This is a genomic window from Gluconacetobacter entanii (assembly GCF_013155425.1).
In the GTDB taxonomy this organism is placed as follows: domain Bacteria; phylum Pseudomonadota; class Alphaproteobacteria; order Acetobacterales; family Acetobacteraceae; genus Novacetimonas; species Novacetimonas entanii.
Genome location: NZ_JABJWD010000123.1, coordinates 1 through 15,013, shown reverse-complemented (window position 1 = coordinate 15,013; position 15,013 = coordinate 1). Strand labels below are relative to the sequence as shown.

General features: G+C 64.7%; 13 protein-coding genes and 1 riboswitch. Of the genes, 4 read left to right on the top strand and 9 right to left on the bottom strand.

Annotated features, from left to right (window positions below; translation table 11 throughout):
- Positions 1–192: 192 nt before the first annotated feature.
- The 4 genes from HNH97_RS16495 to rpsD form a co-directional block, all read right to left on the bottom strand.
- Positions 193–969 (bottom strand): RNA methyltransferase, encoded by a 777-nt coding sequence (locus tag HNH97_RS16495; RefSeq protein ID WP_171791620.1) that lies wholly within the window; start codon positions 967–969, stop codon positions 193–195.
- The gene (cysS, locus tag HNH97_RS16490; RefSeq protein WP_171791619.1) at positions 966–2,336 is read right to left on the bottom strand and encodes a cysteine--tRNA ligase; all 1,371 of its coding nucleotides are present in this window, start codon (positions 2,334–2,336) and stop codon (positions 966–968) included. Before cysS ends, HNH97_RS16495 begins: the two co-directional genes overlap by 4 nt.
- A gap of 78 nt (positions 2,337–2,414) precedes the next feature.
- Positions 2,415–4,010, bottom strand: coding sequence for a peptide chain release factor 3 (locus HNH97_RS16485; protein WP_407716787.1), 1,596 nt, complete (start codon positions 4,008–4,010; stop codon positions 2,415–2,417).
- A gap of 186 nt (positions 4,011–4,196) precedes the next feature.
- Positions 4,197–4,814: a 30S ribosomal protein S4 gene (gene rpsD / locus HNH97_RS16480; RefSeq protein ID WP_110914530.1), complete on the bottom strand. Its 618-nt coding sequence runs from the start codon at positions 4,812–4,814 to the stop codon at positions 4,197–4,199.
- A 355-nt stretch (positions 4,815–5,169) separates the two neighbouring features.
- On the opposite strand from rpsD, the gene HNH97_RS16475 reads away from it, so the two are divergent.
- Together HNH97_RS16475 and HNH97_RS16470 are read left to right on the top strand one after the other, a co-directional pair.
- The gene (locus HNH97_RS16475; protein WP_110914529.1) at positions 5,170–5,724 is read left to right on the top strand and encodes an HdeD family acid-resistance protein; all 555 of its coding nucleotides are present in this window, start codon (positions 5,170–5,172) and stop codon (positions 5,722–5,724) included.
- A gap of 149 nt (positions 5,725–5,873) precedes the next feature.
- A riboswitch (ZMP/ZTP riboswitch) is annotated at positions 5,874–5,959 on the top strand.
- 21 nt (positions 5,960–5,980) lie between these two features.
- Complete coding sequence (locus HNH97_RS16470; RefSeq protein ID WP_244949512.1) at positions 5,981–6,946, top strand: multidrug resistance efflux transporter family protein; 966 nt, start codon at positions 5,981–5,983, stop codon at positions 6,944–6,946.
- Between the two features lie 6 nt (positions 6,947–6,952).
- Here HNH97_RS16470 and HNH97_RS16465 read toward each other — a convergent pair whose 3' ends face one another.
- Positions 6,953–7,702: an NADPH-dependent F420 reductase gene (locus HNH97_RS16465; RefSeq protein ID WP_110914528.1), complete on the bottom strand. Its 750-nt coding sequence runs from the start codon at positions 7,700–7,702 to the stop codon at positions 6,953–6,955.
- A 207-nt stretch (positions 7,703–7,909) separates the two neighbouring features.
- On the opposite strand from HNH97_RS16465, the gene HNH97_RS16460 reads away from it, so the two are divergent.
- Positions 7,910–8,254, top strand: a complete 345-nt coding sequence (locus HNH97_RS16460; RefSeq protein WP_110914527.1) for a hypothetical protein — start codon at positions 7,910–7,912, stop codon at positions 8,252–8,254.
- A 24-nt stretch (positions 8,255–8,278) separates the two neighbouring features.
- Here the strand turns inward: HNH97_RS16460 and HNH97_RS16455 are convergent, their stop codons facing one another.
- The 4 genes from HNH97_RS16455 to alaS all read right to left on the bottom strand — a co-directional run bounded on the left by HNH97_RS16455 (position 8,279) and on the right by alaS (position 13,991).
- Complete coding sequence (locus HNH97_RS16455) at positions 8,279–9,238, bottom strand: aldo/keto reductase (protein ID WP_171791618.1); 960 nt, start codon at positions 9,236–9,238, stop codon at positions 8,279–8,281.
- 147 nt (positions 9,239–9,385) lie between these two features.
- On the bottom strand, positions 9,386–10,270 hold the full coding sequence (locus HNH97_RS16450) for an endonuclease/exonuclease/phosphatase family protein (RefSeq protein ID WP_171791617.1): 885 nt from the start codon (positions 10,268–10,270) through the stop codon (positions 9,386–9,388).
- 55 nt (positions 10,271–10,325) lie between these two features.
- Positions 10,326–11,024: a carbonic anhydrase gene (locus HNH97_RS16445; RefSeq protein WP_171791616.1), complete on the bottom strand. Its 699-nt coding sequence runs from the start codon at positions 11,022–11,024 to the stop codon at positions 10,326–10,328.
- 315 nt (positions 11,025–11,339) lie between these two features.
- The gene (alaS, locus tag HNH97_RS16440; protein WP_171791615.1) at positions 11,340–13,991 is read right to left on the bottom strand and encodes an alanine--tRNA ligase; all 2,652 of its coding nucleotides are present in this window, start codon (positions 13,989–13,991) and stop codon (positions 11,340–11,342) included.
- A gap of 169 nt (positions 13,992–14,160) precedes the next feature.
- On the opposite strand from alaS, the gene HNH97_RS16435 reads away from it, so the two are divergent.
- Positions 14,161–14,865 (top strand): TenA family protein, encoded by a 705-nt coding sequence (locus HNH97_RS16435; protein ID WP_171791614.1) that lies wholly within the window; start codon positions 14,161–14,163, stop codon positions 14,863–14,865.
- The last annotated feature ends 148 nt before the right edge of the window (positions 14,866–15,013 follow it).

Here is a 15,013-nt window from a genome sequence, read left to right as displayed (position 1 = left end):
CCCATTGGGCGTCTGTCAGTACGAAGCGATCCATACAGGCTTTGAATCATATGCAGATGCTTGAAAAAAGCATAATTCCCAACAGGCCCTGGAAAACAGATCAAAAGTCTTTGGTGAAGCTTTTTTCAAAAAGCTTCAAAAGACACCGCCTTTTTAAAAAAGGCGGCACCCAAAAACTTTTAATACTTTCGCTTACTGCTGCCGCGCCTTGCGCCCACGCGCCAGTTCCGTCACCACGCCGTGCAGCGTGCGCAGTTCCTGTTCCGTCACCTCGCCCCGCAGGAAGAAATGCCGCAGGTTGCGCACCATGCCGGGGCGTTTCTGCTCGTTACGCAGGAACCCGCATTCATCCAGATCGCCGATCAGGTGACGCATGAAATTGTCCAGCTCCCCCTTGGTCGCGACATGGGTTTCATTGGTCATCAGCGTGCGCGGCGGGGTGTCATCCTCCGTCATCCACCATTCATAGGCCATGATCATCACCGCCTGCGCCAGGTTCAGCGACATGAACGCGGGATTGAGCGGATAGCGGATCAGCGCATCGGCGCGGGCCATGTCCTCGTTATCGAGGCCCGCGCGTTCCGGCCCGAACAGCAACCCCGTGCGCAGCCCCCGGCGCGAGATCGCGCGCAGTTCGGCAGCCCCGCCACGTGCGGTCATCACGGGCTTGACGATATGGCGCGGGCGCGGGCAGGTGGCAAAGACATGGTGCAGGTCGGCCACCGCGTCATCGACGGTTTCAAACACGGTTACGGATTCAAGGATCCGGTCCGCGCCGGAGGCCGCACGCCACGCCCGTTCCTGCGGCCATCCGTCGCGCGGGGCGACAAGGCGCATGTGGAACAGGCCGCCATTGGCCATCGCGCGCGCGGTGGTGCCGATATTTTCGGCCATCTGCGGACGGACAAGGATGACAACCGGGGCGTTGCCAATGGGGCCGATATCCGCCCCGCCATCACGTCCGGTCATGCCTTCCTCCACGTCGTGCCGCCGGGACCATCCTCCAGCACGATGCCCTGCTGCGCCAGTTCGTCACGGATGGCGTCGGCACGGGCGAAATCGCGGGCCTTGCGCGCGGCAAGACGTTCGTCGATCAGGGCCTGTATCTTGGCCCCGTCCACCTGTGCATCGCCACGGAACCAGACGTCAGGCGTGCTGCCCAGCAGGCCGATCAGATGGCCCGCCGCCCGCAGGTCACGCGCGCCCTGCACGTCACCCGCCAGCGCCCGGTCCGCCATGGCATGCATTTCCGCAAGGGCGGCGGGGGTATTGAGGTCCTCGCACAGGGCCGCGACAAAGCTGTCCGGCGGCAGGGTCGTATCGGCGGCCTGCGCATCCGGCAGCACCGCGAGCGCGCGATAGAACCGGTCGAGCGTCTGGCGCGCATCATCCAGTCCGTCGCGCGTGAAGTTCAGGACGGAGCGGTACTGCGCGCGCAGCAGCAGCAGGCGCAGCGCCTCCGCCGGGGTGTCGCGCAGCACGTCGCGCACTGTCAGGAAGTTGCCGAGGGATTTCGACATCTTCTCCCCATCCACCAGCAGCATTGCATTATGCACCCAGTGGTTGGCGAAACGCCCGTGTGGGTGGCAGCACATGCTCTGCGCGCGTTCGTTTTCATGGTGCGGGAACAGAAGGTCCGACCCGCCGCCATGGATGTCGAAACTCTCGCCCAGGTAATGGTACGACATGGCGGAACATTCGATGTGCCAGCCCGGACGCCCCCGGCCCCATGGGCTGTCCCAGCCCGGCGTGTCGGCGTCGGAGGGTTTCCACAGCACGAAATCCCCCGGCGCGCGCTTGTAATCCGCGACCTCCACCCGGGCGCCTGCCATCAGGTCGTCCGCGCTGCGGCCCGACAGTTCGCCGTAATCGGGATAATCCGCGACGGAAAACAGGACATGGCCCCCGGCCTCGTACGCATGGCCATTGTCGATCAGTTCGCGGATCATGCGCTGCATCTGCTCGATATGGTGGGTGGCGCGGGGTTCGATGTCGGGCGGCAGGATGGCGACGGCCGCCAGGTCGTCGTGGAAGTCACGGATGGTCCGTGCCGTCAGGGCCGAAATCGGTTCGTTGTTTTCGCGCGCGCGGGCGTTGATCTTGTCATCCACGTCCGTGATGTTGCGGACATAGGTAACGCGCGGATACAGGTGGCGCAGCAGGCGCACCAGCACATCCGCCGTGACCATCGCGCGCAGGTTGCCGATATGCGCAAGGTCATAGACGGTCGGCCCGCAGTAATAGACGCGGACATTTTCGGGGTCGAGCGGCGTGAACGCAACCGTCTTGCGGCTTTTGCTGTCATGCAGGCTCAGGCGGGGCATTGTGTCGGACATGATGCGCCTAGATGCGCCAGACAGCGGGCCTGACGCAATACTCTTGTGGGATGGAAAGGCCAGGCAGGGAGCGCGGCGTCAGCCGATCTCCTGGCCGATCTGCTTGATGTCGTGGAAGGCAAGCTCGGGCTGCCCTTCCGCCGTGCGCCGCATCATGAACGCGGAAGACGCAAGGAAGACCGGGTCGCCGTCGATATCGTCGGCCATGGCGCTGCGGTTGACGCTGCAGAACGTCTCCAGCTTCTCACGCGGGCCGGTGACCCAGCGGGCAAGGTTGTAGGGCGTCGATTCGAAACCGATCGACACGCCATATTCCCCCTTCAGCCGCGCCTGCAGCACGTCCAGCTGCAGCGTGCCGACCACGCCGACGATCGGCGGGGAGCCATCCTGCGGGCGGAATAGCTGCACCACCCCTTCCTCGGCCAGTTCCGTCAGAGCCTGGCGCAGCTTCTTGGCCTTCATCGCGTCATCAAGGCGCACGCGGCGCAGGATTTCCGGCGCGAAGTAGGGCACGCCGGTAAAGCGCAGGTCCTCGCCTTCCGTCAGGGTGTCGCCAATGCGCAGGGTGCCGTGGTTGGGGATGCCCACCACGTCGCCGGCAAAGGCTTCCTCCGCCAACTGGCGGTCACGTGCGAAGAAGAACTGCGGCGTGTGCAGGGCGAACTGCTTGCCGATGCGCACATGTTTCAGCCGCATGCCGCGCTGCAGCCTGCCCGAGCAGATGCGCGCGAACGCCATGCGGTCGCGGTGGTTGGGGTCCATGTTCGCCTGGATCTTGAACACCAGCGCGGTCATCGCCTCCTCGTCCGCGTGGACGCTGCGGGTTTCGCTCGCCTGGTCGCGCGGCGGCGGCCCGAACGACGCCAGCGCGTCGAGCAGGTCGGTCACGCCGATTTCCTTCATCGCACTGCCGAAGAACACGGGGGTGAGGTGGCCTGCGTTGAAGCTTTCAAGGTCGAATTCCGGCAGCGCCGCTTCCGCAAGTTCCAGTTCCTCGGCCAACTGGACCATGCGCGGGTCCGACTGCTCCAGCGGTTCGGTCGTGTGCAGTTCGCGGCGGTACAGGTCATAGGTGCCGACGAATTTCGCAGCCCGTCCCACCGGCCATGTCGCAGGCGAGGTATCCAGCGCTAGCGAGGACGAGATTTCGTCGAGCAGCGCGAACGGGTCCTGCGCCTCGCGGTCCATCTTGTTGATGAAGGTGACGATGGGGATGTCACGCAGGCGGCAGATCTCGAACAGCTTGCGCGTGCGTGCCTCGATCCCCTTGGCCGCGTCGATCACCATCACCGCCGCGTCCACCGCCGTCAGCGTGCGGTAGGTGTCCTCGGAGAAGTCTTCATGGCCCGGCGTGTCGAGCAGGTTGAAGATGCAGTCGCCATATTCGAACGTCATGACCGAGGTCACGACCGAAATGCCGCGGTCACGCTCGATCCCCATCCAGTCCGAACGCGTGCGCCGCCGTTCCCCCTTGGCCCGCACGTTGCCCGCCATCTGGATCGCGCCACCCGCGCGCAGGATGCGTTCGGTCAGCGTCGTCTTGCCCGCATCAGGGTGGGAGATGATGGCGAATGTCCGCCGCCGCGCGATTTCATGCACGATGCTGCCGGGGGCCGCAGGCGTGGCAGGCGTGGTGTCGTCGGATGTGGTGTCGGGGGCGGCGTTCATGGGCATATACCTTCGTGCGTCGCGCCATGCGACGGCACGACAGGGGCGCGCGCCGCAGGGGCACGCACGACAGGCCACAGGATACCGGAGCAGGGCGCCCGGGGCTACAGAACGGGAGCCCAGAAACACGTACGCCGGACGTGGAGGCAATGCCCCACGCCCGGCGCCATGCAGCCCGGTTCCGGGTGTGGATCAGCGAGAGTAGAATTCGATGACCAGGTTCGGTTCCATCTGGACCGGATACGGAACGTCCGACAGCTTCGCCGTGCGGGTGAAGGTGCCCTTCATCTGGCGATGATCGACTTCCATGTATTCCGGCACGTCGCGTTCGCCGCTCTGCGCCGCATCGAGCACGATCGCAAGCTGCTTGGACTTCTCACGCACTTCGATCACGTCGCCATCACGCACCAGATAGGACGGGATGTTGACCTTGCGGCCGTTGACCGTGATGTGGCCGTGGCTGATGAACTGGCGTGCCGCGAACGGGGTGATCGCGAACTTCATGCGGTAGACGACCGCGTCCAGGCGACGTTCCAGCAGGTCGATCAGGTTTTCGGACGTATCGCCCTTGCGACGGACGGCTTCGTCATAATACTTGCGGAACTGCTTTTCGCCGATGTTGCCGTAATAGCCCTTGAGCTTCTGCTTCGCCATCAGCTGGATGGAGAAGTCGGACGGCTTCTGCTTGCGGCGCTGGCCATGCTGGCCGGGACCGTATTCGCGCTTGTTGACCGGGGACTTCGCACGGCCCCACAGGTTGACGCCAAGGCGACGGTTGATCTTGTACTTGCTCTCAAGGCGCTTGCTCATCGCGCGCTCTCTTTCTTCATCTGCATGGCATGATCGTGGCCGGGGGCCTGTATCGTCACGCCATGATGTGGCACCGGTAGGTCCTGTTCCCCATGAACAGGACGGGCGCGTCCCGCATTAACCGGCGCCGGGGGAGCAATCACCCCTTGGAATACAGGCACCGGCCGGTCCGTCCACGTTCCCGGCAGTCGGGCGCGTATAGGAGTACGGCGTGTCAATGTCAATTCCCGCGCACGGCAGATGATGCAAAAGCCGGTATCGTCATCACGGCCTTGCCTGTTATGTATCGGGGCCAGCCGTCCGGTGCGGGCGGCAGATCCGCATGATGCGTTCATAAAGCCGGGGGATTTTTACGATGGACACGCCATTTACGCAGCGCTGGGGCCTGTTCTGCGGGCTTGGGGTGGTGCTGGTTCTGCTGGGATTCGTGGCGTGGATCGATGCCATCACGGTCACGATGGCCAGCACGATCCTGCTGGGCCTGCTGCTGTTCCTGGCGGGGACGGTGCAGCTTGTGCATGCCTTTGTCGTGCGTGACTGGGGCGGGCGGCTGATGTCGATCTTGGGCGGTGCGCTCTATATCCTTGGCGGGACGCTGATGATGGAGGAACCGGCCACCGGGTCCATGGTCATCACCATCTTCCTCTCCGCCTGCCTTGTCGTCTCCGGCGTCGGGCGGATCATCATGGCGTTCCAGCAGCGCGGGCTGAACGGGTGGCAACTGATCCTTGCCGGTGGCGTCATCAGCCTGCTGGTCGGGTTTGTCCTTTATATTACCCTGCCATGGTCGGGCCTGTGGCTGATCGGGACGTTCATCGCCGTTGAACTGATCGCGGCGGGCATCGGATGGGTGCAGTTCGGGCTGGCGCTGCGTCAGGCGGCCTACCTGCCGCCGGGTGGCGATCAGTAGGAACACACGCCCGCCTTCATGCGCGGCCCTGCGTGATGCGAAGCCCCGTCCGGTGACCCGGCGGGGCTTTTTTCATGGGCGGGGCACACGGATTCGTCACTTTCGCGTAACGGAATGTGGACAGGCGGCGGATGCGTGGCGTACCCTGACGTGCTCCGCATGACTGGCGACATGAGGTGGAATGACCACCGGGAAGTGCGGAGGGGTTCGTCCGCCGTTCGCCTGGGCATCCTCCTGTCATGATCGGAGCGTATGCATGCCCGTAACATCCGGCCCGGCCGCCGGTCCCGCACCGGGCATGTCCCGACTGCTGGGGATTGGCCTTCTGGCGGCGGCGCTGTTTTCCATCACGTTCGTCCTGAACCGCGCCATGAGCCTGGGCGGCGGGCACTGGGTCTGGAGTGCGTCGCTGCGCTATTTCGACATGGCGCTGCTGCTGCTTGCGTGGCTGCTTGTGCGGCGTGGCCCGCACTATCTGGGTGCGGTCCTGCGCCTCTTTCGCGCGCGGCTGGGGTTCTGGCTGCTGGCGGGCGGGATCGGTTTTGGCGTGTTCTATGCCTGCTGCTGCTTTGCCGCCGATCATGCGCCGGGATGGATTGTCGCGGCGACGTGGCAGTTGACGATCCTTGCCACCCCGTTCGTGCTGCGGGCGTTCGGCATCCGCGTTCCGCTCCGTGGCCTTGTCTTTCTGGGGCTTATCTTCCTCGGAGTCCTGACGCTGAACCTGCAGCGTGCGGCCTCTGGCGTGGGGATGGCGCAGATACTGGCCGGTGTCGTGCCCGTCATGGTCGCGGCGGTGGCCTATCCGGTGGGGAACCAGTTGCTCAACCGTGCGAAACATGCGGGGGATGAGGCATCCGTGCTGCTGGCGGATCCCGTGGCGGCCGTGCTGCTGCTGACGCTGGGTGCGCTGCCGGTCTTCGTGGGGCTGGTCCTGTGCGTCCGGCCCCCGCCGCCGGATGCCGCGCAGGTGGGGGCGACCGCCCTGATCGCACTTGTCGCCGGGTGCCTTGCGACCACGCTGTTCCTTTACGCGCGCAACCTGTCGAACGACCCGCTGCGCATCGCGGCGGTGGATGCGACGCAGGCGGCGGAGGTCGCGTTCGCCCTGCTGGGCGAGATGTTCGTGCTTGGCGCAGCCCCGCCCGACCTGCCTGCCTGGCTCGGGCTGGTTGCGGTCATGGGCGGCCTGGTCGGTTTCACGTTCCAGGAACGGGCGTAGGAACGGCTACCCGTTGCGCTGGTCCGTTGCGGCGGGCAGGTTCAGGATCTCGCGCAGGTGGGCGGCGGTGGTCGCGGCCTCGAACGCAGGGCCGCCGGGCTGGAATTCCCGCGCGGTGGACAGCGGGCCGACAATCACCGGGTCCATGCCCGCGTCCCAGACCAGTCCCTGCGCCGTCTCCAGCGCCGCGCGGGAATCGCCGGCAAGCGGGATGCCCAGGCGCGGCGGCTTGCGCCATGCCTGCGCGGCAATGGTGGTCATGTCTTCCGAATTGAGGCCGCGCACCACCGCGCTGTTGGGGAACAGGTCGCGCGTGGTGATGCCCGCGCCCTGCTGCATCGCCAGCCGTGCAATGCCCCCGTCGCGCCATGAATAGGGATTGGTGGCGTCGAGGATGATCTTGTCCTCGGTATTGCGGCCAAGCGCCTGCGCCAGTTCCGGCAGCACGCCATAGGGCACGGCCAGAACGATCACATCGCCAAACAGCGCGGAATCGGCAGGGTTCCCGGCCTTGGCCAGTGGGGCGAACTTCCGGGCGAGGCGCCGGGGCGCCTCCATTCCCTTGGCGGAGAACATGATCTGGTGCCCCGCATGCGTCCACAACTGCCCCAGCGTTTCCCCCACATGGCCCGAACCGATCATCCCGATCCGCAGGGGGGCGATGGCACGGCCATGGCGTGCGCGCGCCAGCGGCGACAGTGCGGCCCCGGCAAGCATTCCAAGGGCCATGCGGCGGGTCAGCGGACAAGAAGACATACGGGACGGGTACCTGATCCTGTGGGACGTAAAGGGCGCGATGCTGCCGGTAGCCAACGGGGCGTGGGCGGAGTATGCGATGCCCGCGCGGCCTTTGAAACGAAAAAATCATGCATCCATGGCCGTGTTGATGCAGTTGGTGCTTTGACGTGGGTCGGCTATATTGCATGACGATTCCACGTGTCATGGCCCGCAGGAGAGACGCAGATGCCCGACGCCGACAGCCATGCGGATCATCCGCTGTCCGCCAGTCCCCAGTCCGTCGCCGCCGATATCGCGCATGACCAGGCGGCCTCGACCAATGTGCCCGATCCCGGCCCCGTGCCGGGTGCGCAGCCACTGACCCCCGAAACCCGTGACGCCGCGGGCGACGCCGCCGATGCCGCGGCCGTGGCGACAGGGGGAAGTGCCGCCGTGGCCGCCGCCGCCGTCCCGCCGGAGTTGATGCCGTTCAAGGAACTGCTGCAACTGATGGGGGCGATCATCTTCGTGATGGTCCTGCTGGCGATTGGCTGGGCCGCCGCCCATGCCTCCGGCGTCTGGCCCGAATAAGATACCCTCCCCGGGCGTATCCCGTCAGGCGCCCGGCGGGTCCAGCAGCGCCTGTAGCGCGTCGAATTCCGCAGGGGGCAGGGCGCGCGCCATCGCCACATTGTCGCTGACCTGCCGCGCGCTGGTCGCGCCTGCGATGACCGATCCCACGATGTCGTGCGACAGCAGCCAGCCGAAGGCGAGTTCACCCAGGCTGCGGCCATGCGCCTTGCCGAACGCCTCCAGACGTTCCAGCAGCGCCCAGTTCTCATCCGTCAGGTACCGTTCCCGCAGATAGGTCCATGCCGCCAGCCTGCTTCCGGCAGGGGGCGGGGTGTTGCGCGTGTATTTGCCCGTCAGCACGCCACTCGCCAGCGGGAAGTAGGGCAGCAGTCCCAGCCCGAAATGCCGCATCGCGGGGATGAGGTCACGCGCGGTCGTGCGGGCCAGCAGCGAGAATTCGTCCTGGCAACTGATGAATCCGCCAATCCCTGCCGCGCGCGCCGTATGCTGCGCATCCGCCACCTGCCATGCGGGCAGGTTGGAACAGCCCGCATAGAGGATCTTCCCCTCCCGCATCAGGTCATCGAGCGCGCGCAGCGTTTCCTCGATCGGGGTGTCGGGATCGGGGGTGTGAAGCTGATAAAGGTCGATGTAATCCGTGCGCAGGCGACGCAGGCTGTCTTCGACCGCGCGGCGGATATACCGGCGCGATGCCCCCTGCAGGTGGCCGTCGGGGTCCATGCGCATGCCGAATTTCGTCGCCAGCACGATATCGCGCCGCCGTGGGCCAAGGATCGCGCCCAGCGCCTCCTCCGACGCGCCGGCATGGGCGTCGCGGCGGCCATAGACATCGGCCACGTCAAACAGCGTGATCCCGCAATCCAGCGCCTGATGCACGACCGCGCGGGAGGTGTCGAGGTCGATGCGCCCGCCAAGGTTGTTGCACCCGAGGCCAATGGCCGAAACCCGCAGGCCCGATCGGCCCAGATGACGCATCTGCATGGTCTGTTTCCCTTTGGAATGTGGTTAAGGGGAATGGAAGTTTTTGATGAAGCTTCTGATCGAAAAAGCTTCGAAAGACGCCGCCTTTTTGGAAAAAGGCGGCACCCAAAAACTTTTATTTTCTAAAGAATGTTTAAAAACATACGGTTATGGCATGTCCAATCCGATGGAAACCGGGCAATGGTCCGACAGGCGTGACTGTAACGCCGGGTCCTGTTCGCGATACAGCATGACACGCAGGCTGTCGGGCCGCAGCCACCGCCGCGCCTGATCGCCCAGCACGATGTGGTCGATGAAATAGGTCCCGCCCCAGCATGGACTCGCCATTCCCACTGTTGGCGCCAGCAACGGGCCATTTTCCGACAGCATCGGCAGCATCACGTCCCCCGGTCCAAGCATGTGGTTGAAATCGCCCATGACGGCAAAAGGTTCGCCTTCGTCCTGCCGCTCCATGATCCAGTCCGTCAGGGCGGCGACCTGCCGGTACAGGGTGCGGCAGGCGGGGCGCCGGTCATCGGGGCCGCCATCGCGGCATCCGGCCTTCAGGTGGACCACAAGCACGCGCAGGCTGGCGCGGCCATCCCCCACCGTCACGTCCAAACCGCTGCGCAGGTGGCGGGGCGCATCAGGGGGATAGACATCAAGTGTGCGCACATCCGGATGCCGTGTCACGATCAGTCCCGCCCGCACGGCGAGCGCGGTTTTCTGCACCACGGCATCGCCGGAAATGAGGATGCGGTAATCAGGTGCGGGAAATAGCCGCGCGGCGAGTTCCGGCGTATCGACTTCCTCCAGCGCCGCGATGTCGGGATGCAGGCGCGTGGCGTATCGGGCCAGCCGTGCGATATCGGCCATGTCGCGCGGATGCACGTCATCAGGCAGGGCACGGTCCCCCACCGGCCGCGTGGTCAGCCAGTCGAGGTTCCATGTGGACAGCCGCAGCGTCGTGGCATGGGCCGTCCCGGCGGATGGGCACCCGCCACCGATTAGCAGCATCAGCAGAAACACGAACGGGCGCGGCAGGCGGGACATGCCCGACCTTACCGCGCCCGTTGTCACAAGGCAGCAGGAGTGGGACGAAAAAGGGTCAGGCGGACTGCGCCTGTGCCCTGGAGGCCGCGGTTGCGGCGCGCAGGGTCTCGATCGCGTCATGCACGCTGACGAAATGGCGCGAGGCCTCGTCAAGGATCACGACCTCCCCACTGGGAATGTCATAGAACCACCCCTGCAGCGTCAGCGTATTGCGCGCCAGTCCCGCCGCCACCGCCGGGTGCGTGCGCAGGTGGGAGATCTGCAGCAGCACATTCTGTTCCGCCAGGCTGCGCACGGAGGCCGGACCCGCGTCGGAGACTTCGAGCACGGCGCGCGCCGCCTCCGCATTGCGCAGCCACGAGGCGACGGTCGGCATCTTCGCCAGCTTGGACGGATCGGGATCCAGCAGCGCCTTCATCGCGCCGCAGTCCGAATGGCCGCAGACGATGATGTGCGAGACCTTGAGCGCGAGGACCGCATATTCGATGGCCGACGACACACCACCCAGCATCTCCCCATAGGCGGGGACGATGTTGCCGATGTTGCGCAGGACGAACAGTTCACCGGGCTTCGTCTGTGTGATCAGGCTGGGGTTCACGCGGCTGTCGGCGCAGGCGATGAACAGGGTGCCGGGGGATTGCTGGTCCGCAAGGCTGGCGAACAGTTCGCGGTTCTTCGGGAAGACCTCGGTATTGAAACGTTCCACACCATGCAGAAGGTCAATCAGGGTTTCACGGGCATTCGTATCGGTCATGTCGGCACTCCTGTCACGTTATGTCCGGAACGGTAACACCCAATCATGAACGGGGTTCTGATATGAAGTGTTATTCCTGTTTCCTATACAGTTTAATGCATAAAGTAAACAAGCGTTCCGTGTTGAAGTGATTTAGAAATACTATGTAAATGTAATTAAAAAATGTTCATGTTTGTACAGGGTTTTGTTAATAAATGCGGGTATTTATGGTTATATTATATTGAAACACGTCATCATTTGTCGTGTCGTTACAAAAAAAGGCGGAGCCACTGGCCCCGCCCCTGATGAAGATGTCCGGCCCATGGGCCAGAACGGTCAGCCCTTGAGCATTTCGGGCAGGGCCTTGCGGATCGCGTCCAGCGCCGCCTGCGCCTTGCTGATGTCCGGGCCACCGGCCTGCGCCATGTCGCGGCGGCCACCGCCACCCTTGCCGCCCATCGCCGCACTGGCGAGACGCACGAGGGCCACGGCATCCACCTGTTCCGTGCGGTCGGTGGTGACGGCGACGACGATGCTGCCCTTGCCATCGGCGGTGGAAACCAGCGCCACCACGCCGGAGCCGATTTCCTTGCGCAGCGAATCCGCCAGCGGCTTGAGTTCCTTGGGCGGCAGGTCGCCGACATTACGCGCGACAAGGCTGGTCCCGGCCACGTCCTCGACCTTCGGCGTGCCGTCGCCACCGGCGGCAAGCTTGCGCTGCAGGTCGGACAACTGGCGTTCCATGACCTTGCGTTCCTCCAGCAGGACCGCAAGGCGTTCGGGGGCCTCTGCCGGGGTGACGCGCATCATCGCCGCCATCTGGAACAGGCGCTGTTCCGTGGTGACGGCGGCCGCTTCCGCCGCCTTGCCGGTCACGGCCTCGATCCGGCGCACACCGGAGGAGACACCGTTTTCCGCCGTGATGCGGAACAGGCCGATATCGCCCGTGCGCCGCACATGCGTGCCACCGCACAGTTCGATCGACCATGCCGCGCGCCCTTCTTCCGGGCCGCCCATCGACACGACGCGGACCTCATCGCCGTATTTTTCGCCGAACAGGGCCATCGCACCCTGTTCGATCGCTTCTTCGGGCGTCATGTGGCGGGTCGTGACCTCGGTGTTCTCGCGGATGCGGGCATTCACCTCGGCCTCGATATCCGCCAGTTCCTCCGGCGTGATCGGGCGCGGCTGGCTGACGTCAAAGCGCAGGCGGTCCGGGGCGTTCAGGCTGCCCTTCTGCGTGACATGCGCGCCAAGGCGGCGACGCAGCGCCTCGTGCAGCAGGTGGGTCGCGGAGTGGTGTGCGCGGATCGCACTGCGCCGTTCGTGGTCCACGCGCGCGGTGACGGCATCGCCGGGATGGACCGTCCCCTCGATCACGGTGCCGGTATGCACCAGCAGGTCGCCCAGCTTTTTCTGCGTGTCGGTCACGGCGATCTTCAGGCCCTTGGCCGTGATCGTGCCGGTATCGCCCACCTGGCCGCCGCTTTCGCCATAGAAGGGCGTCTGGTTCAGCAGGATTTCCACCTTCGTGCCCGGACCTGCGGCATCCACGCTGGCGCCATCGACGACGACGATCTGCACTTCTGCATCGGACACCTCGGTCGTGTAGCCAAGGAATTCGGAGGCGCCGAATGTGTCGCGCGCCTCGAACCAGATGGTTTCCGTCGCGCTGTCGCCCGACCCGCTCCATGCCGCGCGGGCGCGCTGGCGCTGGACTTCCATCGCCTCGTCAAAGCCCGCGACATCCACCTCATGATGGCTGTTGCGCAGCGCGTCCTGCGTCAGGTCAAGCGGGAAGCCGAACGTGTCATACAGCTTGAACGCCACGGCCCCCGGCAGCGGCGCGCCCGGGGCAAGGTGGGAGGTTTCGTCCTCCAGCAGCGCAAGGCCACGATCCAGCATCGCCTTGAAGCGCTCTTCCTCCCCGCGCATCGTCTCCTCGATCAGGGCGCGCGCCTGCACCAGTTCGGGATAGGCGCTGCCCATCTGCCGGATCAGGGCGGGCACCAGCTTGTAGAAGGTCGGCTCGGTCGTGCCCATCATGTGCAGGTGGCGCATCGCGCGGCGCATGATGCGGCGCAGGACATAGCCGCGCCCGTCCTTCGACGGCAGGACGCCATCGGCGATCAGGAAGGAGGTGGAGCGCAGGTGGTCGGCCACCACGCGGTGGCTGGCGTTGAACGGGCCATCTGGATCCTGCCCCGTGACCTCGGCGGAGGCGAGGATCAGGGCGCGGAACGTGTCGATATCATAATTGTCGCGCTTGCCCTGCAGGATCGCGGCAAAGCGTTCCAGTCCCAGCCCGGTGTCGATCGACGGGCGGGGCAGGGGGGAGCGCACGCCCGGCGGGTTTTCGAAATACTGCATGAACACGAGGTTCCAGATCTCGGTAAACCGGTCCCCGTCCTCGTCCGGGGAGCCCGGGGGCCCGCCTGCGACTTCCGGCCCGTGGTCGTAGAAGATTTCCGAACACGGACCGCACGGCCCCGTGTCGCCCATGCGCCAGAAATTGTCGGTGGTGGGGATGCGGATGATGCGGCTGTCGGGCAGGCCCGCGATCTTGCGCCACAGGGCGGCGGCTTCCTCGTCCTCGGAATAGACGGTGGTCAGCAGCCGGTCCTTGGGCAGGCCGAACGTGCCGGTCACCAGCTTCCACGCCAGTTCGATCGCCTCGGCCTTGAAATAATCGCCGAAGGAGAAATTGCCCATCATCTCGAAGAAGGTGTGATGGCGCGCGGTATAGCCGACATTGTCGAGGTCGTTATGCTTTCCGCCCGCGCGCACGACCTTCTGCGCCGTGGTGGCGCGGGAATAGGGGCGGGTTTCCTGGCCGGTAAAGACATTCTTGAACTGGACCATGCCTGCATTGGTGAACAGCAACGTCGGGTCGTTGTTGGGAACCAGTGACGAGGATGGAACGATCTGGTGTCCGTTCGCGGCGAAATAGTCCAGGAAGGTGGCGCGAATGTCATTTGTTGTTGGCATGGCGGAAAACAGACGATCCTGTGGTGAAAGAAATTGCGGTCTTGGTCCCCTTCACCTAGCGCACGCGCAACGCCACAGGAAGGGTACACATGACCCGGCCCGTCACATGATGTCGTGTGCCGGGACCGACTGCACAATGTAGCCGCGTACGAAGACAAGGAAAATAGACATGACATGGCATGCACAACGTGACTGGCCCCTTCTGGAATCGGGACTGGCGGGACGGTTGCGCCGTGACTGCATGGAGGAATGGGGACGCTTCATCCACCATCCTTTTGTAAGGGGGCTGGCTGACGGGACGTTGCCGCCGGAGGAGTTCCAGCGGTTTCTGGTCCAGGATTACCTCTACCTGATCCAGTACACCCGTGCCTGCGCCCTGTCGGTCCACAAATCGACCACGGTGGAGGACATGCGCGCGGCCGCCGCCCTGGTGTCGGGCATCCTCGATACGGAACTGCCGCTGCATGTGGGGTACTGCAGGGGATGGGGCATTGACGAGGACATGCTGCGTCGCGCGCCGGAATCGCTCGAACTGCTGGCCTACAGCCGTTTTATCCTTGACCGTGCGCAGACGGGCGACCTGCTGGACCTGCTGGTGACGCTTGCGCCGTGCATGATCGGATATGGGGAGATTGGCGCACGCCTGCATGCCGATCCCGCCACCGTGCGGGAGGGGAATCCCTACTGGTCATGGATCGCACTGTATGGCGGGCAGGAATTCACCGATCTGGTGGAGGGGGGAATCCACCGCCTCAACGCGGTGGGGGCACAGTATGGTGCCGATGCCCGCTATCCCATGCTGCGGGCGGAATTCAACACGGCCGTCCGTCTGGAAGCCGCGTTCTGGGACGCGGGACGGGGCCTTGGCGCGTAAGGCAGGGCGTAGGGAAAACGTGCCTGCGAACCGTCCGAAAAGAAGTTTTTGGTGAAGCTTTTTCAGGGTCTGTTGGGAATTAACGCGAATTGATGATTGCGGCGGTGAGATAAATCATCGCTGCGAATGATCTGTCGGTCTTGTCGCT

Coding starts and splice junctions, on each gene's coding strand:
- HNH97_RS16495 (WP_171791620.1), bottom strand. CDS start 969: ATGACCGGACGTGATGGCGGGGCGGATATCGGCCCCATTGGCAACGCC.
- cysS (WP_171791619.1), bottom strand. CDS start 2,336: ATGTCCGACACAATGCCCCGCCTGAGCCTGCATGACAGCAAAAGCCGC.
- HNH97_RS16485 (WP_407716787.1), bottom strand. CDS start 4,010: ATGCCCATGAACGCCGCCCCCGACACCACATCCGACGACACCACGCCT.
- rpsD (WP_110914530.1), bottom strand. CDS start 4,814: ATGAGCAAGCGCCTTGAGAGCAAGTACAAGATCAACCGTCGCCTTGGC.
- HNH97_RS16475 (WP_110914529.1), top strand. CDS start 5,170: ATGGACACGCCATTTACGCAGCGCTGGGGCCTGTTCTGCGGGCTTGGG.
- HNH97_RS16470 (WP_244949512.1), top strand. CDS start 5,981: ATGCCCGTAACATCCGGCCCGGCCGCCGGTCCCGCACCGGGCATGTCC.
- HNH97_RS16465 (WP_110914528.1), bottom strand. CDS start 7,702: ATGTCTTCTTGTCCGCTGACCCGCCGCATGGCCCTTGGAATGCTTGCC.
- HNH97_RS16460 (WP_110914527.1), top strand. CDS start 7,910: ATGCCCGACGCCGACAGCCATGCGGATCATCCGCTGTCCGCCAGTCCC.
- HNH97_RS16455 (WP_171791618.1), bottom strand. CDS start 9,238: ATGCAGATGCGTCATCTGGGCCGATCGGGCCTGCGGGTTTCGGCCATT.
- HNH97_RS16450 (WP_171791617.1), bottom strand. CDS start 10,270: ATGTCCCGCCTGCCGCGCCCGTTCGTGTTTCTGCTGATGCTGCTAATC.
- HNH97_RS16445 (WP_171791616.1), bottom strand. CDS start 11,024: ATGACCGATACGAATGCCCGTGAAACCCTGATTGACCTTCTGCATGGT.
- alaS (WP_171791615.1), bottom strand. CDS start 13,991: ATGCCAACAACAAATGACATTCGCGCCACCTTCCTGGACTATTTCGCC.
- HNH97_RS16435 (WP_171791614.1), top strand. CDS start 14,161: ATGACATGGCATGCACAACGTGACTGGCCCCTTCTGGAATCGGGACTG.